Here is a 22,931-nt window from a genome sequence, read left to right on the forward strand (position 1 = left end):
AACCTATGACACGGGCCGACAAATTGCTGCTGTTGCTGCTCTGCGGAGCGTGCATGCTGGCCGGATGTCCGGAGATCCGCACCGCCGAGCGTCCCGAAACCGCCGAGTGCCCCGAAACCGCGGAACCCGCCGCAGACACGGCGGATTCCGAGAGCGCGGACGGGACTCCCGGGCGGCGGGCTTTCCGGCTGCCCGATGTGCCGGAGGCCCTGCGCGATCCGGCCGACCGGGCGGACTATCTGGCCTTGCACTATTGGGACTGTTTCGACTTCGCCGATACGGTCCTGCTTTCGTGTCCGGAGATCACCGAACAGGCTTTCGTTGATTTTCTGAGCGTGCTGCCCCATGCCCGCGAGGCGGCCGCGGCGGTCGATACGCTCTATTCGCGGGCGGCCGTGCGGAGCGAGGCGCTCTATTGTTTCATCGGGCTGGGCGACAAGTATCTTTACGAACCCAACTCCCCGATGTGCGACGAGGAGCTTTACATCCTGGTGCTGCGGGCGCTGACGGCCAATCCCCGGATCGGTGAGGCCGACAAACTGCGGCCGCGCCGCCTGCTGGAGACGGTGTCGAAGAATCGCCCGGGAGACAAGGCGGCCGATTTCGAGTTTCTGGGCCGCGACGGAGTGAAACGGCGCATGTCGCATCTGAAGGCGGAATATACGCTGCTGTGCTTTTACGATCCCTCCTGCGACGAATGCGGGCGGGTGAAAGGGCGGCTGGCAGCATCGCCGGCCGTTTGCGGGATGGTCGGGGAAGGGCGGCTGGCCGTGCTGTCGGTGAACGTCGCCGGCGACAGCGGGGCGTGGCGCGATGCGGCTGTCCCGGAGGGTTGGACGGACGGCTGCGATGTCGGGGAGCGGCTGGTGCGCGGGGCGGTTTACGACCTGAAAGCCATGCCGACGCTCTATTTGCTGGATCGTGAAAAGCGGGTGCTTCTCAAAGACACTTCTGTCGGGCGGCTCGAAGCGAAGCTCGCCGGAGCGGACTTTTAGGGCCGCATGGCGTGAAACCGTGACTCATATATTTCCGGGGCGGAAAAAGCGTCCTGGCTCCGCAAAATCGGCTTTATTGAGCCGATGATTCCCGGGGCCGGGAACGCAGGCTGCCGCACCCTGCGTACGGGCTCATATCCCATGACATGAAAAAGAGGAGGGGCTTACCGTCGCGGCGCCCCTCCGGATGAACATTTCTGCAAATTTGAACTTTTTATTTGATTGCTTATGGTAAGAAATGTTCAGTTCGTTCTAAAAGTTCGCATCGATGAAATCGCTGTAATCTTTCATATCCTCTTCCCAGCCGGTGTTTTTCATGCCTTTGACGGTATAGCTGACCGTCGAGCCGTCCGGATTCGTGCGCGTGTAACCGAACTCGATCGCATCGGCTTTGTAACCGGTCTTGGTGTCCACGCCGTTTTTCGTCACCTTGCCCCCGGTCACCGTTACGGTATAGCCCTGGGAGGCGACGGCTCCGGCGTATCCGGCCGTGTAGTAGCCCTGTCCGAGATAGATGTTGTGGCAGGTCCGGGGCTGAACGGCCTCTGCCGAAGTGCAGGAGAAGGTCAGCGCGCTGTTGTCGCAACTCAGTTTGAATTGCAGGGCGTCGAGATAGCGAGGGTTTCCGCTTGCCGAATAATCGCAGTCGGCGATGGTCATCCACATGGCATCCGCCGCGTTGTCGGTCGTATTGGTCACCAGAATGTCGAATACGGTAACGGGGGTGTCCGGAGCGGACGATTCGTAGGCGAAGCAGATCCACTGGCCGTCCAGATCGGCAACGGCCGTCATGTCGGGATCATCCACGTCGTAGGTTTCGCAGGATGCGCATCCCATTGCGACGAGAGCGCCTGCAAACAGCATTTTCAGTATTTTGTTCATAATCCTTGCATTTTTGATATTAATCTTCGTCGCTGCTATTTATGCCACCACATCTTGGCCGTCAGCGGTTCGACCTGCGGGGCGTTGGGGTTGTAGTCCGTCGAATTGTAGGGATAGAGGAAGCGGCAGGGGAATCCGCCCAGCACGCCTTCCGAAGCGGTGATCGTCGTGCCGCGCGTCGGATAGCCCGTGCGGTTCATGTCGAACCACGATTCGATGGGCATGCAGCGTACGTTCGAGGCCCATTTGTGATTGATGATCTGCTCCACCATCTGCTCGGTCGTTCCGCCCGTGAATGCGTAGTCGCCGGCGATCAGCTCGTCGGCTCCCGTGCAGCCGCAGCGCGCGAAGGCAGCCCGGATGGCCTCTTCGTAATTACTCCTGGCATTGGCCGCATCGTTCAGGCGGGCGTACGCTTCGGCCTTGAGGAAACAAGCCTCGTCGATCGTGGCGAAATAGACCGGATCGGTGGCGCCGAGTTGCAGCCGGTTCGCTTCGGCAGGCGTCGGGGTCGTTCCGTAGGCGACGCCCGTTGCACCGCCCTCGTAGTAGTAGGACAGCCGCGAATCGGTCGCGCTCAGTACGCCGAGTATGTCCGAGCAGCAGCGGATGTTCTGATCCGTATTGAGCTGGCGGCGGTCGCTCTCGTAGAGCGGGTTCGACTTGTCGGCTTCATTGGAGAAGTTGTCGAAGGCCGCATCCTGCGTGTCGAGCAGGTTGTTTTCCGCCAGCAGGGACTGGATCTTGCTGCGGTTGGTGTCGAAATCGCGCAGCAGAACCCGCAGGTAGAGCGTATTGGCGAATTTCACCCACTGTTCGACATCGCCTCCGAAGATCATGTCCGCCTTCACGGACGTATTGGCCTGTTCGTCGGCTGCGAGCTGCCCGGCGTTCATGGACCGGATCTCTTCGAGGATGCCGGTGATGATGCCCTGCATCTGTTCGCCGCTGTCTAATCCGGGGGTTGTGTTCTCCGGGTTCAGATAGCCGTCCGTATAGGCGACCTTGTCGTACAGACTGGTCAGCAGATAGAGATTGTAGGCCAGCATCGTCTTGGCTTCGAGCACGAAATTGGAAACGCCCGACTCGCCCTCGCACTGTTCGAGGATCGTCCTGACGGAGGGCAGTACGCGGACGTAGAGATACGACCACGGGCTGGTGAAATAGGCCGACTGCGTGTTCAGGTCGTAGTTCATGACGGTGGTGTACTGGCTGGTGTTCCTGTTCTGAACGGTGTACTGCGCCCAGAAATAGCCCGTCAGCGTCAGTTCATAGCCCACTTTGTCGGCGGTCATGAGCGCTACGGTCGGTAACAGCGTCGTCTTGTCCGCCTTGCTGACATAGTTCGGGTTTTCGTTGATGTCCAACCAATCCCGGCAACCGCTCAGAGTCAACGAAACGAAGACGAGCAATGTGAAGATATTCTTTTTCATGATTGAGTCTCCTTGAATTTAGCCGTTAGAATACGATTTTGATGCTGCCTCCGAACGTGCGGGTCGTGGGTGCGGAGTAATACTCGCCGAACTGCGATTCGAGGTCATTGCCATAGTTGGTCATGTCGGGATCGACCAGCCCCTGCGACGGCGTCCACATCAGCAGGTTGCGTCCCACGAACGATATGTCGATGCCCGACAGCCATTTCACGCCGGCGAACCATTTGCGGGGCAGGCGGTAGGTGAGGTTCACTTCGCGGAGTTTCAGATAGGTTTTGTCGATCAGATCGTCGCGGTAACGCTCGCTGTTGGTGTTCGAATACCAATAGTAGTTCATGTTGTAGTAGGCGGTGACCGGGATGTTGTTTTCGTGGTACTCTCCGTCCGATCCCATATATACGGCATTGGGCACGACGAACGGATCGCGCATGTTGTACATGGTCTCTTCCGCATTGCCGTTGAAGTAGATGACGCTCTTGGTCGCGGAATACATCTTGCCGCCGTAGCGCCAGTCGAACGAGAATCCCAGCGAAAGGTCTTTCCAGCGGACGGTGTTGTTGAAACCCATCGTGAATTTGGGATCGGCATGGCCGATGATCTCCGTCTCGGTGGTGGAGACGACCGGATAGCCGCTCGTGGCGTTGACGATCGTCTTGCCGTAATGGGGGCTCGACTCGTCCTGCACGGTCTCGGTCTTGTAGAAGGTCCAGGTGCCGAGCGACTCGCCGACGATCGCTTTCAGCTGCGGACCGGAGGTGAGGCCGTAGATGGTCGTTTCGGTGACATCGTCCCACAGCTCCTTCACCTCGTTGTTGTTCTTGGAGAACGTGTAGGTGAAATTCCACTCCCAGTCCTTGGTGCGCACGGGAACCAGCCCCAGCGTCAGTTCGACACCGCGGTTCTGGATCTTGCCCACGTTGCGGACGCGGGTCGTGTAGCCCGCTTCGGGAGCCAGCGTCGCCGAGATGATCTGGTTCTTCGTCTCCTTGTTGTAGTAGGCGACGTCGAGGTTGATGCGGTTCTGGAACAGACGTACGTCCGCGCCGATCTCCCATTCGGTCGAGATCTCCGGTTTGAGGTCCGATGCCGGCATGCGGGTGGAGCGCAGCAGGCCGGAGTAGCCGTTCAGCGGGAACGTGAGGTCGCCGAAGCCGCCCGTGGCACTCCCCAGCACATAGTAACCCGACGTATAATAGGGGGACGCGTCGTTACCGGTTTTTCCGTAACCGCCGCGGAGTTTGAGGAAACTCAAAACGTCGCTACGCATCGAAGGAAACAGGTCGGTGAGGACCACCGAGGCATTGACGCCCCAGTAGAAGAACGAGTTGCTGTCGATAGGAAGCGTGGACGACCAGTCGTTGCGGGCCGAGAGGGTCAGGTAGATGCCGTCGCGCCAGCCCAGATCGGCTTGTCCGTAAAGACCGATCAGACGGCGGCGCTGGTAGAGCGAGGCGGAGGTCGGAGTGGCTCCGCTCGTATTGCCGAAGCTCGGCCAGTTCTCGACGGCCAGTCCCGTCAGCGAGCCGTCGAGGTAGGAAGCCGTGCGCTGGTTGAGGTTCCAGCCGGCTGCGGCGTGGAGCGACCAGTCCCTGCCGAAGCGGTAATCGGCGTTGAGCAGCACGTTGGCGTCGATCTGATTGCTCTTGCGCGAGATCTCCTCGTAGGAGCCCTGTTCGGCGCTGCCGCCCTCGGTCTCCGTATATGACCCGGGCGAGAAGACCCAGATGTCGTTGTAGTATTTCTCCAGCGAGTTGCTGAAATCGCCGCCCAAACGTCCGATCAGCGACAGTCCTTTGTAGAGCTGGAAGCCGACCTCGATATTGCCGTATACGCGGTCGTCCTGGAAGGTCGAGTAGTTGTGGTCGAGCGTCCACCAGGGGTTCTGGGCATAGGGCGAATAATAGTTGTCGGCGTTGTTGTAGATGCTGTTGTAGTCTTTCAGATCGCCGTAGTCGATGTCAACCGGATACTGGAGAATGTCCTGATAGATCGTCGAACCGTTCTGCCCCTGACCCGTCATGGCGTTGCGCACATCCTTGCGGACGTAGGTCACGCCGTAGTTCAGCCATGCGAGACCTCCCTTGATCTTCGTGTTGCCGCGGAACGAGAAGGTGTTGCGCTTGAAGTAGTCGTCGTTGCCCGGAAGAATGCCGTTCGAATAGGTGTTGCCGTAGGATGCCACGAATCCGCTGTTGGCCGTGCCGCCCTGCACGGTGATCGTGTTGTTCGTTTCGAAGCCCGTGTCGTAGAAGTTTTTCAGCGAATTTTTGGCATAGGAAAAAGGTTTGTAGGACATCTCGGCCCCGTTGTTCCACGTCGCTCCCGGACGCCAGTAGTTTTCGCGCCCGTCGAGGATGTTGCCCCAGGAGCCGTTTTCCGTGGGCGAGAAGTTGCCGAAATAACCGCCGTCGTAATCGTAGTACCACCCCTGGCCGAACTTGTTCTGCAACTGCGGGATGCGCAGCGCGGTGCTGGCCATGAACGAGCCGTCGTAGGTGACGGTGACATCCTCGTTCTGGCGTCCCCGCTTGGTGGTGATGATGATCACGCCGTTGCCGGCGCGCGAGCCGTAGAGCGCCGTCGCCGAGGCTCCCTTCAGGACCGTGATCGACTCGATGTCCTCCGGATTGACATCGGCCGCCTGGTTGCCGAAGTCGATCGAGTTGTTCAGATCCTGCGTTCCCATCGTGGAGTTGGATACGGGAACGCCGTCGATGACATAGAGCGGCTGGTTGCTGCCGGCCAGCGACGAATAGCCGCGGACGATGACCTTCTGCGAGGTGCCCGTGCCGCCCGACGAGGAGATCTGCATGCCGGCGACCTTGCCGATCAGACCGGTCATGGCGTCGGCGGCGTGTCCCTTGGCGATCTCATCCGCCTTGATCGTGGTCGAGGCGTAGCCGAGCGTGCGTTCCTGCCGCGTGATGCCCAAAGCCGTGATGACGACGTTGTCCAGTCCTATCGCATCGTCCTGCATGGTGACATCGACGGTCGTTTTGCCGTTGACCGGAATGCGCTGAGTCTGCATGCCGATAAAGGAAACTTGCAGAACATCGCCGGGGCGGACATTCAGCGTATATTTGCCGTCCGCATTCGTACTGGTGCCGACATGGGAACCTTCGATGACGACCGTAGCGCCTGCGATCGGCTTGCCGTCGGCTGAGGTGACCGTACCGGAAACTTTGCCGTTCTGGGCGAGAGCGCAGACGCAACATCCGAAAACGGCCATGAAGAATAGTACAAATTTTCTCATAAACCTGAAGTTTGAGTTAATAAACCTTTAATATCTCCTTCTAAGAGATATGATTACGGATTGTAAGCGCTGAACGGACGGCTGTTAATGATTCCAGAGGCCGATTTTGGGCCAACAATCGCCCTTTAATGCGAACATTTCTGCAACCGGAACTTCAAAATTATAAGTCCGAATATTGATCGTAACGATTTTTTGCCTATTTTTGCCCGTGAAATCATATCTCTTAGAAGGAGATTCGATCTCTTATCTCAGGCCCTTTTCCCGGAACGAATTTATAACCGGCCGCTTTGTCCGGTCCGCGGCGGGGCGGATACGGCGCAAAAAAAACGTCCGACCGCCAAGTCGGCCGGACTTGTGCGATCGAACGCTATGCAACCGTTCTACGGTTGCGAAACAGATGACCTTCCCCCGGAACGGGTATTTTAGAGGTGCCGGGAGGTCAGTTTTCCGGCGCCGAGTAGTCCCACCGGCGCGAACAGAGATAAAGCCCCAGGCAGATGACCGAGCAGAGCAGAACGAGCGTGGTCATCGAGCGGATCATATCGCCGAGGCCGGTGAGCGGCGCCACGATGCCGCCGAACAGGAACGGCAGGGCCCCCAGCAGGGCGGAGGCGATGCCCCGGTGCTCCGTCACGGAGTTCAGCGCCAATGTGATGCCCACCGGCGTAATCATGCCGACGCAAAACAGCATCGGAACGAGAACCAGCTCGAAGAGAACGAACGGCCACTCCAGCCACAGGGCGACCGACATCAGCAGTCCCGTGACGAACAACCCGACGGAGCACCACGGCGTAGCCGATGCCAAACGTCGGATCTTCATCACGACGCTGCTGCCGACCACCAGTCCCAGCGCATTGCCGGCGAAGCAGATGCTGTACTGCAAGGGCGTCAGTCCGAAATGTTGCTGGAAGATGAAAGGCGAGGCGGAGATGTAGGCGATCAGCGCGGCCGCCGAAAAACTTTGCAGCAGGTTCATCACCAGATATTTGCCGTTCGTTACCACGGGTACGTAGCATCGGAAGGTTTTCCAGACGGGCATTTGCAGGCGGTCTTTTTCAGCCAGCGACTCCGGCATGCGGCGGCATACGGCGAGCAGCCCCAGGGCCCAAATTCCCAGCACGGCGAACGTTCCCTGCCAGGAGGTCAGGCTGAATGCCACGCCCCCGACGACCGGTGCCACGATGGGCGCCACGCCCTGCACGGCGGCGAGCACGGCGAAGTAGCGGGCCACGTCCTGCCCGGTGAACGAATCGGCGATGATCGCTTTCGAGATGACCAGTCCGGCGGCTCCCGTCAGTCCCTGCAACAGCCGGAAGAGGATAAAGGCCGAAATCCGGGTGGAGAGCATGCAGCCCGCCGTGGCCAGAACGAAAAGCAGCAGGCACCACAGCAACGGGCGCTGGCGGCCGTATTTGTCCGTAACGGGGCCGACGAGAAGCTGTCCGGCGGCCAGCCCCAGCATGCCGGCTGTCAGGCTCAGCTGGATCAGGGAGGCCGAACCTCCGAAATAAGCGGTCAGTTCGGGCAGGCACGGGAGGTAGAAATCGGTGATGAACGGCCCGAAAGCCGTCAGGTTGCCCAAAATGAAAACGAGTCTCTTTTTGTTCATGGTCCGTCGGGTTTTTTGAAAAAAAGAGTGTCCGAACACATAAAAGCCAATTAGACTTACGTGTTCGGACACTACATATTGCTTTGCGGCACAAAAGTAACGAAAAATATTCGACCCGCCAAGCATCAGGGCCTGAAAAATCACTTTTCCCGGCTCAAGACGGCCATTGCCGCTTCCGAATAGGTTTTGCCCACCGGCAGCCGTTTGCCGCATTTCGACAGCACGACTTCGGTGCTCGAGAACTTCGCAATACGCTTCTCGGGCACGACGAACGAGCGGTGGATGCGGATGAACTCCCCGTCCGGGAGCTGCTCCTCGACGGCGCGCAGGGAGATTTTCGACGTAACGGTCGCGCCGTCGATGGTGTGTACCCGGACGTAGTTGTCCAGCGATTCGATGTAGAGAATCGTATCGACAGCGATCGATACGTTCTTGTAATCCGCTTTCAGAACCAGGCTGCGGGAGGCCGACTCCGCGATCCGCAGCAGGTCGTGCATCCGCAGCCACTCTTCCGCTTTCTGCATGGCACGCTCGAAACGTTCGTAGAAATAGGGCTTGTGCAGGAAATCGACGGCATCGACCTCGAAGCCGTCGAGTGCGTAATGGGCGTATGCGGTGGTGAAGACGAGGCAGCAGGCGGGCGGCAGTTCGCGGGCGAGTTCGATGCCCGACGTGCCGTTCATCTCGATGTCGAGGAAAACCACGTCGGGCCGCCACTCTTTCACGCGGGCCATGCCGGCCCGCGGCGAGCTGTAAGTTTCCAGCTCGATGCCGCCCCGGCGTTCGCAGTACTGGCGGACGATGCTCAGGGCGATGGGTTCGTCGTCGATGGCGATACAGCGGATCATAGGGCGGGGGATTGAATTTCGAGCCGGACGCGAAACAGACCGTCGGCATCCGTGCCGGTCTCCAGCCGGTGCCGGTCGGGATAGAGCAGCGCGAGGCGCTTGCGGCAGTTGGCGATGCCCATGCGTTTCGAGTTTTGCGACTCCCGCCCGAAAACGGAGTTTTCCACTTCGAAGCGGAGCGTGGAGCCCTGCTGGCGGAGCCGGATACGGACGAAGCAAGGTTCGTTGGACGAAATGCCGTACTTGAACGCATTTTCCACGAACGTAATCAGCAGCATGGGCGGCACTGACATCGCGTTGTGCTCGACCGTGCGGTCGAAGCGGACCTCGGCGAATCCGTTCAGCCGCAAGGTTTGCAAGGCGATATACTGGTCGATGTACTCCACCTCCTCGCCGAGCGGTATGAAATCGCGATTGGCGTTGTTGTACATGTATTTCGTCAGGTTGATGAAGCGTTCCAGCGTCGCTTCGGTCTTGTCGGAACGGGTGATGAGCAATCCGTAGAGCGCGTTGAGCGTGTTGAACAGAAAATGCGGGTTGATCTGCGCCTTGTAGAGCGCAAGTTCGGCTTTGTTGCGTTCGTACTCCACCTCCTCGCGGGCCAGCCGCTGGCGGTAGGCTTCCGTCAGCATGCCGACGGCGAAGCAGAAGATCACGACGATGATATAATGCAGCCAGATGGCCTGCTGATTCTGCCGCGCGCCCCAGCTCGGAACGGGAATCGCCGCCAGCTGCTGCCGGACATGGTAGAACGGCGACGATATTTCGTAGGACGAGAAGAGGAACGTGACCAGCAGGGAGACGGCAATCGCCGTCAGGGCGTACATGCGCGGTCTGCCTTTGTGGAACAGCCGCGGAACGATGAAGTATTTGTAGGAGAAATAGGTGGCATAGAGCCAGCCGACGAACGAGCAGAAAAACACGGGATAGGTTCCCCACCACCGCTCCACCGGAAAGGCGAAGATCATCAGCGGCAGGAACCCGAGGCAAAAAGCGAGGTCGATATACAGAGAGGCGTTTTTCATCGTCCGGAGAAAGCTATTTGTGCTGCTCGAAAAGCCACTCCTGCACTCCTTCGATGCCGTAGGCCACGAACCACGTGGCGCGGTGGCTGCCGCCCGTGAGGTAGGTGAAAAGCAGGTGGCCGCCCCCGGCGCGCATCTTGTCGGCTTCGGCGGAGAGCTCTTCGGGCGAGGCTGTCAGGTCCCACGTGGCCTCTGAGACGCTATGGCCCTGCCCGCGCCACTTCTCGACGGCCCGGCTTTGCAGGGTGTTCGACGATGCGTCGCCCTCGCATGAAATGATCCAGATGTTTTGGTCGGCGAGCGGGCCCATCAGTTCGGGATTCCATTTGCCGGCCACGAGCAGCGCTCCGGCGAAGAGGTCGGGCTCCTTGAGCATCATCACGATCGACGACATGCAGCCCATCGACTGTCCGGTGGCGTAGATCCGGTCGGGATCGACGGAATAGCGCGTTTGCAGGTCTTTCAGCAATTCGATCGTGGTGTCGAGATGGTGGCTGTAATTCCAGTTGTCGTCAACGGTAATGACCGGATATTCGGGAGCCACGACGATGCACTTATGTCGGGCCTGCGCCTCGGGTTCGGCCCACGAGGTCGCGCCGTTGCCCTGGTAGAGCGTCTGCGTGACGGGGCCGCTCGCCGCCCCGGCGTCGTGGATGAAGAGCACCAGCGGATATTTTTCCGCCGGGTCGTAGTCTTCGGGCAGGTAGATGTTGTAGGGCAGCGTCTGACCCGTATAGGGGCTCACGAACTCCTCCTGCCGGAAATCGTCGGCCACCAGGCAGATCTCTTCGGTGGTCTTGATGGGGGCGTCGCTCGCCGCATAGGTTTTGCCCTTCGCCGTCCTGATGTCCGCAATCTGATACGCCGTGGCGTCGCCCGGATATTCGTCGTCGCCGCCCGTGCTCCAGCCGGCCCGCAGTCCGGGGCCTCCCTGCATCCGGTCGCGCTCCCGCTTCTTTTCCATGTCGGCTTCGGTGGGCTGCTTGGGCTGTGCATTCAGATCGACTTCCGTCTTCAGTTCGATAACGACATAGCGTCCGTCCGTCCCCTTTTCGGCCCGTTCGGGGACCGTGTTGGCGTAAATGCGCGTCACCTCCCGGCCCTCGACCGCATAGCTTTCGGCCGTCAGGCTCTTGTCGCGGACGGGGGCGTCGTACTCCAGCACGACGGTTTCCACCTTGCGGCCGTCGCCCAGTACGCGGCTGACGGCCGTGGCGGATTGTACGTGTCCGGTCGGGGCGGCGGCTTGCGCCAAACCTGCGGCTCCTGACAGGAGCAGCGTGAAAATAGTTCTCTTTTTCATGGTTCCGTAATTTTGAATGACGCATCCTATGATGCAAAGATACTTCCTTTTTTCAGGAAAGCCGGCAAAAGCGTCCGGCCGTTCACCCCCGGATCGGGCCGCTTTACCCCCGGATTGCGGGATCGCGGGCCGGGAGGTGACGCTTATGACTATTTTTGTCATACGACAAAAAATGCAATCATGGACGTTCGCACATTCATAAACCGTCCGATCCTTTCGGGCGTCATCTCCGTGGCCATCGTCATCGTCGGGCTGATCGGCCTGAGCCGTCTGCCCGTCGAACAGTTTCCCGACATCGCCCCTCCCACCGTGCGCGTCAGCGCCACCTATACCGGAGCCAACGCCGAGACGGTGATGAAGAGCGTCGTCACGCCCCTCGAGGAGCAGCTCAACGGTGTGGAGAACATGATCTATATGACCTCGACGGCCACCAACACCGGTGCGGCCACCATCAACGTCTACTTCCGGCAGGGCACCGACCCCGACATGTCGGTGGTCAACGTGCAGAACCGCGTGGCTTCGGCGCAGGGGCTGCTTCCGGCCGAAGTCACGAAGGCGGGCGTGACGGTGCGCAAGCGTCAGAACAATTCGCTGAAGGCCATATCGCTCTATTCGCCCGACGACCGTTACGATGCCAACTTCCTGACCAACTACATGAAGATCAACATCGAGCCTCGGATGTCGCGTATCGCGGGCGTGGGCGAGGTGAATATCTGGGGCGCCAGCTATTCGCTGCGCATCTGGCTCGATCCGTCGAAGATGGCGCAGTACGGACTGATGCCCTCGGACATCGCCGCGGTGCTGGCCGAGCAGAATGTGGAATCCCCGACGGGGACGCTGGGAGCCGAATCGGCCAATACGTTTCAGTATGTGCTGAAATACCGCGGCCGTTACGAGGAGGAGGCCGACTACGAGAACATGGTCATACGCTCGCTGCCCGACGGCAGCGTGCTGAGGCTGAAAGACGTGGCCCGCATCGAACTCGGTGCCGAGAACTATACGATGCTCAGTCAGACGAGCGGACATCCCGGCGCTAACTGCATGATGGCCCAGACCTCCGGCTCGAACGCCAACGAGATCATCGAAGAGATCGACGAAGTGTCGGCCGACATCGCCTCGTCGCTCCCCAAAGGCATGGTGCTGACCGACATCACCAGCACGAAGGATTTTCTCGATGCCTCGATTGCCAATGTGGTCGAGACGCTCCTTATCGCCATCGTTCTGGTGGTCCTGGTGGTCTATCTCTTCCTCCACGACCTGCGGGCCACGCTCATTCCGTCGCTGGCCATCGTCGTGTCGCTGATCGGAACGTTCGCATTCCTTTACGTCGTCGGGTTCAGCCTGAACCTGCTGACGCTTTTCGCCTTGGTGCTGGTCATCGGCACCGTGGTGGACGACAGCATCGTGGTCGTAGAGGCCGTGCAGGCGAAGTTCGACGAAGGATACGTCTCCGTCTATCGGGCCACGGAGGATGCGATGGGCGGGCTGACCTCGGCGCTGATGACCACGACGATCGTTTTCATGGCCGTGTTCATCCCCGTCAGCTTCATGGGCGGCACGACCGGAACGTTCTACACGCAATTCGGACTGACGATGGCCGTCGCCGTCGCCATCTCGCTGCTCAATGCCATGACGCTCAGCCCGGCGCTCTGCGCGCTCATCCTGCGGCCCCGCGCCGATGCCGCGAGCGGGGAGATGCCGGGTTTCTCCGACCGATTCCATGCGGCTTTCGATCGTTCGTTCCGCCGCGTACAGCAGAAATACCTGCGGGGCGTGTCCTTTTTGTTCCGCCGCAAGGCAATCGCCGTCGGGAGCATCGTCGCGGCGTGCGGTGTGCTGGTCTGGCTGATGAGCGTTACCAAAACGGGCCTCGTGCCGCAGGAGGACATGGGCACGATCAACGTGGGCGTGCAGACTTCGCCCGGCAGCAGTCTGGAAGAGACCGACCGCATCATGGACGAAATCGAAGCGGCCATCCGCGACATTCCGCAAATCCAGATCTATTCGCGCGTTACGGGCAAGGACACCCGGCACAACCAGTCGTCGTCGGCCGGATCGTTTTCCGTCCGGCTGAAAAATTGGAGCGAGCGCACGAAGAAGGGCGACGACATAGCCTCGGTCATGGCGGAGATCTACCGCCGCACCGACGGCATCAAGACGGCGCAGATACGTGTCTCCACCACTCCGATGATCTCCGGATACGGCCAAAGCGACGGTTTCGAACTTTACGTGCAGGACCGCAAGGGCGGCAGCGTGGAAGACCTGCTGCGATATACCCGCGCATTTATCGACGCCCTGAACGCACGACCGGAAATATCGCGCGCCTACACGACGTTCGATACCAAATTCCCGCAGTACCGGGTCGAGGTGGATGCGGCCTTGTGCAAGCGCAACGGCGTGTCGCCCGCCGATGTCCTCAGCACCCTTGCGGGGTATGTGGGCGGCAGCTATTCGTCGAATCTGAACCGCTTCACCAAACTCTACCGCGTCATGGTGCAGGCTTCGCCCGAATACCGGCTCGACACCGAGGCGCTGAACGATCTGTTCGTGCGCAATGCCGCGGGCGGGATGTCGCCCCTGTCGCAATACCTGACGCTCACGAAGGTCTACGGCTCGGAGAGCCTTTCGCGATTCAACCTCTTTTCGGCTGTCGCCGTCTACGGCGCACCGGCCGAAGGGTACAGTTCGGGACAGGCCATTCGGGCGATCGGGGAGGTGTCGAAGAGCGCCTTGCCCGAAGGATACGGCTACGAGTTCGGCGGCATGTCGCGTGAGGAGGCTTCGACGAGCAATGCCACCACGATGGTCTTCATCGTCTGCATCCTCTTCATTTATCTGATTCTCTGCGCACTTTACGAAAGCCTCTTCATCCCGTTCGCCGTCATCCTCGCCGTGCCGTTCGGTTTGGCCGGCAGCTTCGTCTTCGCGCAGTTGTGGGGGCTTGAAAACAATATCTATATGCAGACGGGGCTGATCATGCTGATCGGCCTGCTCGCCAAAACGGCCATTCTGCTTACGGAGTACGCCTCCGACCGCCGACAGCAGGGCATGGGAATCGCGGCGGCGGCCATGTCGGCGGCCAAAGCCCGGCTGCGTCCTATTTTGATGACCTCGCTCACGATGATTTTCGGCATGTTGCCGCTGATGTTCGCGCAGGGTGTCGGCGCCAACGGCAACATTTCGGTCGGCGTGGGTACGGTCGGCGGCATGCTGACCGGCACGCTGGCACTGCTCTTTATCGTGCCGGCGTTGTTCATCATCTTCCGGTATTTGCAGGAGCGGTTCCTGCCCGGACGTTTCCGGGCGTCCGAATAACGCCGTACGATTGTTTCCGGATCTCCGCCGCATCGTCCCGGGCTTCTTTGCGACATCTTGCTGGTCGAGTTTACGACGCAGCGAGACCGCTGCATAGCGGGCTGGACTCCGGGAATGTTTCGTATCCGGGGTTCGGCCCGTTTTCAGGGCGTGTTCTCCCCGACGTACATGTCGAATATCTCGTGCCGGTCGAAGTCGAGCCAGTATTGCAGCGCCAGGGCCCGCACGTATTGCCAGTAGGGCTCTGTCAGATTGCCGTAAAGTTCGATTCCCCGTTTCACGTCCCGGCGGATACGGTCGGCGTACCCGGGTTTCAGCACCAGCCGTACCGTCTTGTTCTTGAAGGTGAAACGGGCTTCGGGCCGCGGCGTGACGTTTTCCGCGACGGTAATCAGCCCGTGTCCCACGGAGGCTCCCGTACCTACCTGCAAGCCGTCGTTCATGCAGCTTATCGGCGGATTATGCCCCGCATAAGTCGTCACCAGAATATCGTCCACTCCGATATTGAAATATTCACGGGCGCGGATTCCCATCTTGACGCCGATCGTGGCGTATATTCCCAGATGACCGTGCAGTTCGTTGGTCAGCACGCCCGCACGCCATTCGCTCACTCCGTGGCGGGCGATCGCCGAGTCGATGATCGGAACGACATCCGCCGCATACAGCGCATGCCGTACCGGAAAGCCGTAGAACACCCGGCTCTCGCTGTCGGGTTTTCCCCGGAGGATCGCCGTCAGCCGGGTCTGCACCTCCTCCGCCGGGACCTTGTCCGACAGTTCGCACGCCTGAACCGTTCCGCTCAGCTTCCGGGAAGAGAACAGCTCCGGGGCGAACAGCCAGAGCGCGACCAGATCGTCCCAGGCTTCCAGATGACGTTCGCCGACCAGCTTCGCCAGCGGGGGCGTGCGGTGCGTCGCGGCGATTTTCCGGGCGTAGACGTTCGGCACGGCCGCCACCGAGTCGATCAGGGCGGGCGTAACGACGACCGGGCAGGCCGGATTTGCCGACACGACCGTTACGGGCACGCCGCTCGCCAGCACATAACGGGAGGCGGTGCTATCCGTTTCGAAATTGGCTCCGGAGAGCGGCCCGGTCCGGCTGTTGTACCAGACGACCCGGTCGATCCGCGCGCCGGAAGCGGGATTTTCCCGCAGAACGTCGCATAGATTCGTCAAAGCCCCGAGGGCGATGAAAACGACCTTCTCCTCCTCTTCTCCGAGGGTTTCGGCGATCAATGCCGGCGCCGCAGGGAAGCCGGTTCCGGCGGTTGCCGCGGCTGCGGCATCGCCCCAGTCCACGGCCTCGGAGTGGGCGCGCCACATCGGTGCGGGGGCATTCGCCGCACGTCCCGCGCCGACCGGAACGCCTTCGTGGTGGAAGGAGTCGAGCAGCGCACGCACACGTACGGCGGCGCTGTCGGGAAGCAGCGCGCCTTCCGAAGTCGTGACGGCGAGCACCTCGACTTCGCGGTTGCCCAGCAGCATGCAGAGGGTGCGCAGGTCGTCGGCGGCGCCGTCGGTGTCGATGACGGCGTGGAAACGGGCTTTGCCCGAATGCGCATGGCAGGGGGCGAGGAGGACCGACAGGATGACTGCCAGCAGGCCCCGGCGGAAAAAGTACGGACGGATTGTCATGGTCTCGGATCGTATTCAGAAATTGACATTCATGCCGCCCAGCGCCGTGGCTTTCGGCATGGGGAACCCGGCGTTGATCTCATAACGCTGCGCCAGCAGATTTTCGCCCCGCACGAACAGATCGAGCCAACGGGTCGCGCGGAAAGTGACATTGGCGTTCCACAGCACGAAATTATCCTTGGCCACGGGTTTGACCGAGGTGTAAAGTCCGTGGATATACTGCACGCCCGTCGATGCCTTCCAGCGTCTGCGCGAAAAATCGACCCCGGCGTAGAGTTTGTGTTCGGGGGCTGCGACCACCGGATAGGCCATGTGGAGGTAGCTGTAATTGACCGAAACGGCCCACGCGGGGTTTATGCGGCAGGCCGCGTCGCCCTCGGCGCCCCAGTTCTCGATCCGGCCCGTATTGATGTTTTTCGGGCGTCCGTCCACCGGAACGGTCTGGATCATGTTGTCGCCGTCGATGTAGTAGACGCTGATCGCGTACGAAAGCGCCCCGTCCGACACGCGCTGTGTGAATGAAAGTTCGTAGTTCATCAGTTTTTCGGGTTTCAGATCGGGATTCTGCGGCGGGAACATATACATTTCGCGGATCGTCGGGAAACGGAATCCTTTGCTGACCATCGCCTTGATCTGGGCATTGTGCGGAAGCAGGAACGACAGCCCGCCCTGCGGCACCCACTCCGTGCCCGCGTGCGAGTGGTGGTCGAGGCGCAGCCCGGCGTCGAGCGTCAGCCAGTGCGTCAGGCTCTGGCGGAAATCGATGTATACGGCCGCCTCGTCCATTGTTTTGTCGGCCGTGGTTTTATCCGGAGCGCCGTCGGTGAAGGTGTTCCACGCCTTGCCGCCGAAATGCTGCCAGTCTGCACCCACGGTCAGGCGGTTGCCGCTGAAAAGCGTGACGCTCTGATACCACGATACGCCCAGCATCCTGTCGCGGGAGTTGAAGCGGTAGTTCAGCGGCTCTTCGCCGGGCGAGTATCCGTCGTTGATTCTGTGCCGGCCCCAGTTGTAGAAGAAACTCAGGGTTCCGGAGGTCTTGCCGTAGTCGTTGCGCAGAGCGAACGATGTCATGCCGCGGGTGATGCGCTGGCGGTTGTCGAGAATGGGTGCCGAAACGGCGCCCGGGTTCTGGGCATTGAAATGCGTGAGGTTCACGTCGGCGTAAACGTCCCACCGTTCCGTGATCCGGTATCCCAGTTTGGCGTAACCGCCGTACTGCTCGAATCCCATGTTCCTGCGATGGCCGTCGGTGCGGTTGTAAGAGCCGGTCACCGTACTGGTGAAACGTCCGGCCCGAATCTGGTTCGTGACCTCGGTTTCCAGCGTGTTGTAGGAGCCGTAACCGGCATGGAGGTCGGTTTTGACCCCGTCTTCGTGCATCTTGCGCGTCACGATATTGATGACGCCGCCCATGGCGTTCGAGCCGTACAACACCGAAGCGGGGCCGCGCACGACCTCGACCCGGTCGGCCAGCATCGACTGATAGGCGTCGGCGATCGGATGCCCCATCAGCCCCATGTACTGGGGATGCCCGTCGATCAGCACCAGCAGCCCCGTCGTGGGGCTTCCGCCGACGCCGCGCAGCGTCATCTGCCCGGCGGCCCCGCCCGAAACGCCGTATCCCATGATGCCGCGTCCCGTGACGAACAGTCCCGGAATCCGCTCGGTCAGCGTCGGCAGCAGCGACGGCCGGAATCCCTCGGCGATCTTCTGCCGTCCGACGACGGAGATGGTCATCGGCAAGTGCCGGATGTCGGTTTCATGCCGGGTTCCCGTGACCACGACCTCCCCGATCGGATAGGTTTTCGCATTGCGCAGGCTGTCGGCAGTCTCCGACCGCAGGGCGCATACAGGGACGATGCTGCCCGACAGCAGCAGGACAAACAGTTTGGACTTCATCTTCTCGCATTATGTTTTACTTGGACATTCGTCACTCTCTTTTTGCAGCGTATTTTCGTCCTTCACCAATTCTTGTTCCAAAATCCGCCGCCGGAGCGGGAAAGTGCGAATCCCGGAAATGCTCCGGACCGGACGGACGGTTTTTCTTTCGGCGCGTTTCTTGTTCTGAGCCGCATAAACCGCTCATTATGGAAAACACCCGGCAACCGATCCTGTTACGGGTCCGGCAGCACCTGCGCGATGCCGTCGGACGCATGCACCCTTCCGTCTCGTTCGTCTCCTGCATCGGTGTTCTGCTGGCTTATCTGACGGGCGTCTACATAACGGGATCGCTTCACGAGGCGTCGCGCTGGATGGGGGCCATGCTGGCCTGCACGTCGCTGGTGGTCGTCTTGCAGTCGAACAGCTACAAGGCTTCGCTGCGCACCGGATGGACCCGGGTGCTGGGAACCTTCCTCGGGGCGCTCGTCGCCTACACATATCTCAAAATGTGGCCCTTCTCGATCGTGGGGATGCTCGCTTCGGTCTTCGTGCTGGAGATGCTCTGCATGCTGGTCGGAATCTACCGGAACGGCCGTATCGCCACCATTACGCTGCTCATCATCCTGCTCGTCTCGCAGATGACGCCCCACGTCTCGCCGGCCGTGAACTGCCTGCTGCGCTTTACCGAATCGGTCGTCGGCGTCGTGGTGGGCATTGCGCTGCTGTGGCTGCTCGAACGGTGGAACAGATGGCTCTACCCGCAGGAATACGCAAACACGGTTACCGATAAAAATATGAACATGGACACGATGCCCCTGCGTTGGGGCCATTTCAGAGTGCTTGTCGTCGCCTCGCTCGGACAGATCACCGGAGCCGGGCTGGCGACGCTGGTCGGCGTCATACTGCCGATGATTCAGATTTTCCGGCATCCCGGACTTACCTCCCTGCAACAGGGACTCGTGGCGGCGACCAGTCTCGTCGGAATCATGGTCGGTTCGGTGCTGTTCGGAGCGTGGAGCGATAAAAAGGGATACCTGTTTTTCTTCCGCTTCTGCCCCGCGCTCATCCTCGCGGCCTCGCTGTTCACCTTTTTCACGGCCGATCTCTTCGGACTGGTCACGGGGCTGTTTTTCATGGGACTGGGCATCGGAGGCGGTTACAGCCTCGATTCGGACTATATCTCCGAGATCATGCCCCGGCGGTGGAGACTGCTGATGGTCGGCGTGGCGAAAGCCGCGTCGTCGCTGGGCAGCATCGCGGCGGCGGCCGTCTGCTTCTTCCTGTTGCGGGAGTGGGGCGATCCGCACCTCTGGAACCGGCTGCTGCTGCTCGTCGCATTCATGGCGGTCGTCATGCTGCTTTGCCGCATCCGTTTCGAACAGAGTCCCGGATGGCTCATCGCCCACGGGCGAATATCCGAAGCCGAAGAGGCCGTGCGCTATTTTCTGGGACCGGACGTGGAGATCGGCGAGATCCGCAACCGCCCGAACAAAACGCAGATGCCGAAGGCGGCTTGGAGCGACCTCTTCAAATCGGGCCAGGTGAAGAAAGTGATTTTCAGCGGCATTCCGTGGGCCTGCGAGGGATTGGGCGTCTACGGCATCGGGGTTTTCCTGCCCGTGCTGGTCATGGCGCTGGGGCTGGAAACGGGGTCCGAGTCGGCCTTTGCCCGGATCACCGATTCGGTATTGCTGACCACATGGATCAACCTCTGCATCCTGCCGGGATTCGTACTGGGCCTGCTGCTCGTGAACCGCTGGTACCACGTGCGGACCCAGACGTGGGGCTTTGTCCTCTGCGCCGCGGGCATGGCCATCCTGCTGGCGGCCTACGAATTCCGCTGGCCGGTCTGGACCGCCGTGTCCGGGTTCATGCTCTTCGAACTGTTCCTCAATGCGGGCCCCCACCTGATGACGTTCATCATTCCGCCCCAAATCTACTCCGTCGCCGAGCGCGGCGCAGGCGCGGGGCTGGCCGCGGCTTTCGGCAAACTGGGCGCCGTCGCCGGCGTCGTCTTCATCCCGATGCTGCTCAAGTGGGGCGGGGCTTCGCTGGTGCTTTGGGTGACGATCGGCGTACTGCTCGCCGGGGCGTTGGTTACGGCTGTCGTCGGCCGGGAGGTGCTTCCCGACCGGGGGCGGTCCGTTCGTCCCGAGATCCGGCGCGACTGACCGTCAGGGGGCGTACTCCTTTTTCAGCGCGCGTTTCATCCGCAGTTCGCAGGGCTGTTCCAGTCCGCACTCTTCGAGCAGGGCCAGATCGCCGAATACGTGCCGCGTACTGCCGTCGGCCACGATCCGCCCCTCCTTCATCACGATCGTCCGGTCGCAAAGGTCGAGCACCATCTCCATATCATGCGTGGCGATCAGCGTCGTGTGGCTGAAACGGCGTATCAGGTCGATGATCTGCCGCCGGGCGCGGGGATCGAGATTCGAGGTCGGCTCGTCCATGACGAGCACCGACGGCTCCATCGCAAGGACCGTCGCTATCGCAACGCGCTTCTTCTGTCCGCCCGAAAGCCGGAAGGGCGACTCCCCGCGCAGATCGAGCGCACCGACGGCGTCGAGGGCTTCCGTGACGCGGCGGCGGATCTCTTCGGGTTCGAGACGCATGTTCGAAGGTCCGAAGGCCACGTCTTCTTCGACCGTGGGCATGAAGAGCTGATTGTCCGAATCCTGAAACACCAGCCCTACGGATTGCCGCACCAGCGGCAGCGTTCTGCGCGTGAGCGCGATCCCGCCCAAGACCACTCCGCCCTGCGAGGGCATCAGCAATCCGTTGGTGTGCAGCAGCAGAGTCGATTTCCCGGCTCCGTTGGCCCCGACCAAGGCGACCTTCTCCCCGTGCGTGATGCGGAACGAGACGCCGCAGAGCGCTTCGTAACCGTTGGGATAACGGTAATGCACATCGTCGAACCGGAGGTAGTGGTGGCTCATGTCAGAAGTTGTTTATCAGCATCGAGAAGTTTTCGGCCGGACGGCACAGGCGCAGCAGGACGAGTGCCGAGCACCATGCGGCGAGAAACAGGGTATCGCGCATTTTCCATGCCGGACGTTCGGACATCCCCTCCGGGATGCGTCCCGTGAATCCGCGGGCGAGCATCGCCCGGCTGATCCGTTCGGCCCGGTCGAAGGTGCGGATCAGCAGCTGCCCGACGAGCGTTCCCCAGACTTTGAGCGGGTAGGATTTGCGGCCGAAACTCCTCGCGTCGCGGGCCTGTTGCATGGCTGCGGCCTCTTCGATCAGGACGAAAAGGTAACGGTAGACGAAAAGCAGCTGCGTGGTGAAAACGGCCGGCACGCCGAGCTGCTGCAAACTCCGGCAAAGGCGGTAGTACCCGGTGCTGCCGATCAGCACCAGCAGCGCCTGCACCGACAGCAGGCCGCGCAGGATGATCGAGAGGAACGATATCCAGCCGGCGGTGACGACCAGCGCACCCATCCGGAAAACCGGCTCGCGGTCGTAGAAAAGGTTGAAAACGCCGATGAAGGCGACGAACGGCAGCACGACGAGCGACCGCCGGAAAATCGGTCCGTAACGCAGGCCGCCCATCGCGCAGGTGAAGATCGGGAAGATGAAAAACAGCAGCAGTTCCGGAAGCCGGTATGGCAGCACGGAGAGCATCGTCACGAGAAAAACCACTGTAACGAGCAGCTTGGCCCGGGCATCCGTGCGATGGAGCGGACTTTGCATCCGCGCGGTCCGCTCCATCGCGTCCAACGCACAAAGCACATGTTGCAGTCTGTTTTTCATTCCTGCCTTTGTCCGGCGCGGAACAGGCAGGAGGCGCCGAATACGGCCAGCAAAATGGCCCCGCTTCCTACGATTCCCGCAAACGTCGTGTTGTAGTCGGGTATCACGGCCGTTTTCTCCTGAATGGCGGCGGCTCTCCGGTGCAGGCCGTCGGACGCAGGTTCCAGTTCGGCCCGGCCCGCCGTTTTGGCGATCGACCATTCCAGTCCGTCGGGATCGGACGAGGCGATCCACGAGAACGACCCGCCGATCAGCAGTGCCGCCAGCGCGATCGCCGCAAGGGCTTTTCCGAGTCTCCGTCTTCCGGGGGCGCTCGCTCGGCGGATGCCGTACAACAGTTCGGGCTTATAGCGCTGCACGACGCAGATCACCGCCGCCGTGGCCAGCCCCTCGCCGATGCCGATGAACAGATGGATCGGAAGCATGAACAGCAGAAACTGCCCCATCGGCAGCGCGGTGATGCCCGACGCTTCGGTTTCGATCGTCACGGCCAATGCGCCCAGTTCGAGACCGGCCACCGAGGCGAGCACCGACGCGGCGATGATCCGCCCCGGCGATGCGCCGGGCTTCATCAGCGGCCTGAACAGCAGCGGATAGGCCACCAGACACGACAATGCCGCCATGTTGAGGATATTGGCGCCCAGGGCCATGAAGCCGCCGTCGGCAAAGACGAGACACTGAATCACCAGCACCGAAGCCAGCGTAATCAGCGCGGCCCAGGGGCCCAGTATCGCCGAGAGCAGGATGCCGCCGACCAGATGGCCGCTCGAACCCGTTCCCGGGATGGAGAAATTTATCATCTGGGCAGCGAAGATGAAGGCGCCCATCACGCCCATCAGCGGAACGATGTGCTCGTCCCGCCCGTCGGGTTCGGGGCGGTCGTTGCGCGGACGCCTGACTTTCCGGATTGCCGTTCCGAGTAGGGCCAGCGATATGGCTCCCGTAACGGCGAATACCGGCGGGGAGACCAGTGCGTCGGACATGTGCATAGTCTGTT

15 protein-coding genes are annotated in these 22,931 nt (G+C 60.9%); 3 read left to right on the forward strand and 12 right to left on the reverse strand.

Features of this window, described 5'->3' with window-relative positions:
- Positions 1 to 5: 5 nt before the first annotated feature.
- On the forward strand, positions 6 to 995 hold the full coding sequence (locus NQ519_RS09065; protein WP_019151467.1) for a DUF5106 domain-containing protein: 990 nt from the start codon (positions 6 to 8) through the stop codon (positions 993 to 995).
- Between the two features lie 252 nt (positions 996 to 1,247).
- Here the strand turns inward: NQ519_RS09065 and NQ519_RS09070 are convergent, their stop codons facing one another.
- The 7 genes from NQ519_RS09070 to NQ519_RS09100 all read right to left on the reverse strand — a co-directional run bounded on the left by NQ519_RS09070 (position 1,248) and on the right by NQ519_RS09100 (position 11,348).
- On the reverse strand, positions 1,248 to 1,877 hold the full coding sequence (locus tag NQ519_RS09070) for a lipid-binding protein (RefSeq protein ID WP_052308452.1): 630 nt from the start codon (positions 1,875 to 1,877) through the stop codon (positions 1,248 to 1,250).
- Between the two features lie 35 nt (positions 1,878 to 1,912).
- The gene (locus NQ519_RS09075; RefSeq protein ID WP_019151464.1) at positions 1,913 to 3,310 is read right to left on the reverse strand and encodes a SusD/RagB family nutrient-binding outer membrane lipoprotein; all 1,398 of its coding nucleotides are present in this window, start codon (positions 3,308 to 3,310) and stop codon (positions 1,913 to 1,915) included.
- 25 nt (positions 3,311 to 3,335) lie between these two features.
- A complete protein-coding gene (locus tag NQ519_RS09080; RefSeq protein WP_147513226.1) occupies positions 3,336 to 6,563 on the reverse strand; it encodes a SusC/RagA family TonB-linked outer membrane protein in 3,228 nt (1,075 codons plus the stop codon).
- A gap of 439 nt (positions 6,564 to 7,002) precedes the next feature.
- The gene (locus tag NQ519_RS09085) at positions 7,003 to 8,172 is read right to left on the reverse strand and encodes a multidrug effflux MFS transporter (RefSeq protein WP_019151462.1); all 1,170 of its coding nucleotides are present in this window, start codon (positions 8,170 to 8,172) and stop codon (positions 7,003 to 7,005) included.
- 140 nt (positions 8,173 to 8,312) lie between these two features.
- A complete protein-coding gene (locus NQ519_RS09090) occupies positions 8,313 to 9,020 on the reverse strand; it encodes a LytR/AlgR family response regulator transcription factor (protein ID WP_019151461.1) in 708 nt (235 codons plus the stop codon).
- Complete coding sequence (locus tag NQ519_RS09095) at positions 9,017 to 10,045, reverse strand: sensor histidine kinase (RefSeq protein WP_019151460.1); 1,029 nt, start codon at positions 10,043 to 10,045, stop codon at positions 9,017 to 9,019. Before NQ519_RS09095 ends, NQ519_RS09090 begins: the two co-directional genes overlap by 4 nt.
- 13 nt (positions 10,046 to 10,058) lie before the next feature.
- Entirely contained in the window at positions 10,059 to 11,348 is a 1,290-nt protein-coding gene (locus NQ519_RS09100) for an alpha/beta hydrolase-fold protein (RefSeq protein ID WP_044118767.1), read from the reverse strand.
- A gap of 180 nt (positions 11,349 to 11,528) precedes the next feature.
- Here NQ519_RS09100 and NQ519_RS09105 point away from each other — a divergent pair, with 180 nt between their 5' ends.
- The gene (locus NQ519_RS09105) at positions 11,529 to 14,663 is read left to right on the forward strand and encodes an efflux RND transporter permease subunit (protein WP_019151458.1); all 3,135 of its coding nucleotides are present in this window, start codon (positions 11,529 to 11,531) and stop codon (positions 14,661 to 14,663) included.
- Positions 14,664 to 14,806: 143 nt separating this feature from the next.
- On the opposite strand, the gene NQ519_RS09110 is transcribed toward NQ519_RS09105, so the two are convergent.
- Positions 14,807 to 16,297 carry a nucleoside hydrolase gene (locus NQ519_RS09110; protein WP_019151457.1) on the reverse strand — a complete coding sequence of 497 codons (1,491 nt, stop codon included), beginning with the start codon at positions 16,295 to 16,297 and terminating at the stop codon, positions 14,807 to 14,809.
- Between the two features lie 15 nt (positions 16,298 to 16,312).
- Positions 16,313 to 18,199: a TonB-dependent receptor plug domain-containing protein gene (locus NQ519_RS09115; protein WP_019151456.1), complete on the reverse strand. Its 1,887-nt coding sequence runs from the start codon at positions 18,197 to 18,199 to the stop codon at positions 16,313 to 16,315.
- Between the two features lie 188 nt (positions 18,200 to 18,387).
- On the opposite strand from NQ519_RS09115, the gene NQ519_RS09120 reads away from it, so the two are divergent.
- Positions 18,388 to 20,352 carry an MFS transporter gene (locus tag NQ519_RS09120; RefSeq protein ID WP_019151455.1) on the forward strand — a complete coding sequence of 655 codons (1,965 nt, stop codon included), beginning with the start codon at positions 18,388 to 18,390 and terminating at the stop codon, positions 20,350 to 20,352.
- 3 nt (positions 20,353 to 20,355) lie between these two features.
- On the opposite strand, the gene NQ519_RS09125 is transcribed toward NQ519_RS09120, so the two are convergent.
- From NQ519_RS09125 to NQ519_RS09135, 3 genes are read right to left on the reverse strand one after another with little or no spacing between them, the layout of a single operon-like run.
- On the reverse strand, positions 20,356 to 21,117 hold the full coding sequence (locus NQ519_RS09125; RefSeq protein ID WP_019151454.1) for an energy-coupling factor ABC transporter ATP-binding protein: 762 nt from the start codon (positions 21,115 to 21,117) through the stop codon (positions 20,356 to 20,358).
- Position 21,118: 1 nt separating this feature from the next.
- On the reverse strand, positions 21,119 to 21,934 hold the full coding sequence (gene cbiQ, locus NQ519_RS09130; protein ID WP_026076679.1) for a cobalt ECF transporter T component CbiQ: 816 nt from the start codon (positions 21,932 to 21,934) through the stop codon (positions 21,119 to 21,121).
- On the reverse strand, positions 21,931 to 22,917 hold the full coding sequence (locus NQ519_RS09135; RefSeq protein WP_019151452.1) for an energy-coupling factor ABC transporter permease: 987 nt from the start codon (positions 22,915 to 22,917) through the stop codon (positions 21,931 to 21,933). The genes cbiQ and NQ519_RS09135 overlap by 4 nt, the downstream gene beginning before the upstream one ends.
- Between the last annotated feature and the right edge of the window lie 14 nt (positions 22,918 to 22,931).

The organism is Alistipes senegalensis JC50, from assembly GCF_025145645.1.
Taxonomy (GTDB): Bacteria; Bacteroidota; Bacteroidia; order Bacteroidales; family Rikenellaceae; genus Alistipes; species Alistipes senegalensis.

What these genes read in the sequence shown, in the direction of transcription:
- NQ519_RS09105 (WP_019151458.1), top strand. Translation starts at nt 11,529, where the DNA reads ATGGACGTTCGCACATTCATAAACCGTCCGATCCTTTCGGGCGTCATC.
- NQ519_RS09120 (WP_019151455.1), top strand. Translation starts at nt 18,388, where the DNA reads ATGGAAAACACCCGGCAACCGATCCTGTTACGGGTCCGGCAGCACCTG.
- cbiQ (WP_026076679.1), bottom strand. Translation starts at nt 21,934, where the DNA reads ATGAAAAACAGACTGCAACATGTGCTTTGTGCGTTGGACGCGATGGAG.
- NQ519_RS09125 (WP_019151454.1), bottom strand. Translation starts at nt 21,117, where the DNA reads ATGAGCCACCACTACCTCCGGTTCGACGATGTGCATTACCGTTATCCC.
- NQ519_RS09075 (WP_019151464.1), bottom strand. Translation starts at nt 3,310, where the DNA reads ATGAAAAAGAATATCTTCACATTGCTCGTCTTCGTTTCGTTGACTCTG.
- NQ519_RS09135 (WP_019151452.1), bottom strand. Translation starts at nt 22,917, where the DNA reads ATGTCCGACGCACTGGTCTCCCCGCCGGTATTCGCCGTTACGGGAGCC.
- NQ519_RS09115 (WP_019151456.1), bottom strand. Translation starts at nt 18,199, where the DNA reads ATGAAGTCCAAACTGTTTGTCCTGCTGCTGTCGGGCAGCATCGTCCCT.
- NQ519_RS09085 (WP_019151462.1), bottom strand. Translation starts at nt 8,172, where the DNA reads ATGAACAAAAAGAGACTCGTTTTCATTTTGGGCAACCTGACGGCTTTC.
- NQ519_RS09065 (WP_019151467.1), top strand. Translation starts at nt 6, where the DNA reads ATGACACGGGCCGACAAATTGCTGCTGTTGCTGCTCTGCGGAGCGTGC.
- NQ519_RS09095 (WP_019151460.1), bottom strand. Translation starts at nt 10,045, where the DNA reads ATGAAAAACGCCTCTCTGTATATCGACCTCGCTTTTTGCCTCGGGTTC.
- NQ519_RS09080 (WP_147513226.1), bottom strand. Translation starts at nt 6,563, where the DNA reads ATGAGAAAATTTGTACTATTCTTCATGGCCGTTTTCGGATGTTGCGTC.
- NQ519_RS09070 (WP_052308452.1), bottom strand. Translation starts at nt 1,877, where the DNA reads ATGAACAAAATACTGAAAATGCTGTTTGCAGGCGCTCTCGTCGCAATG.
- NQ519_RS09110 (WP_019151457.1), bottom strand. Translation starts at nt 16,297, where the DNA reads ATGACAATCCGTCCGTACTTTTTCCGCCGGGGCCTGCTGGCAGTCATC.
- NQ519_RS09090 (WP_019151461.1), bottom strand. Translation starts at nt 9,020, where the DNA reads ATGATCCGCTGTATCGCCATCGACGACGAACCCATCGCCCTGAGCATC.
- NQ519_RS09100 (WP_044118767.1), bottom strand. Translation starts at nt 11,348, where the DNA reads ATGAAAAAGAGAACTATTTTCACGCTGCTCCTGTCAGGAGCCGCAGGT.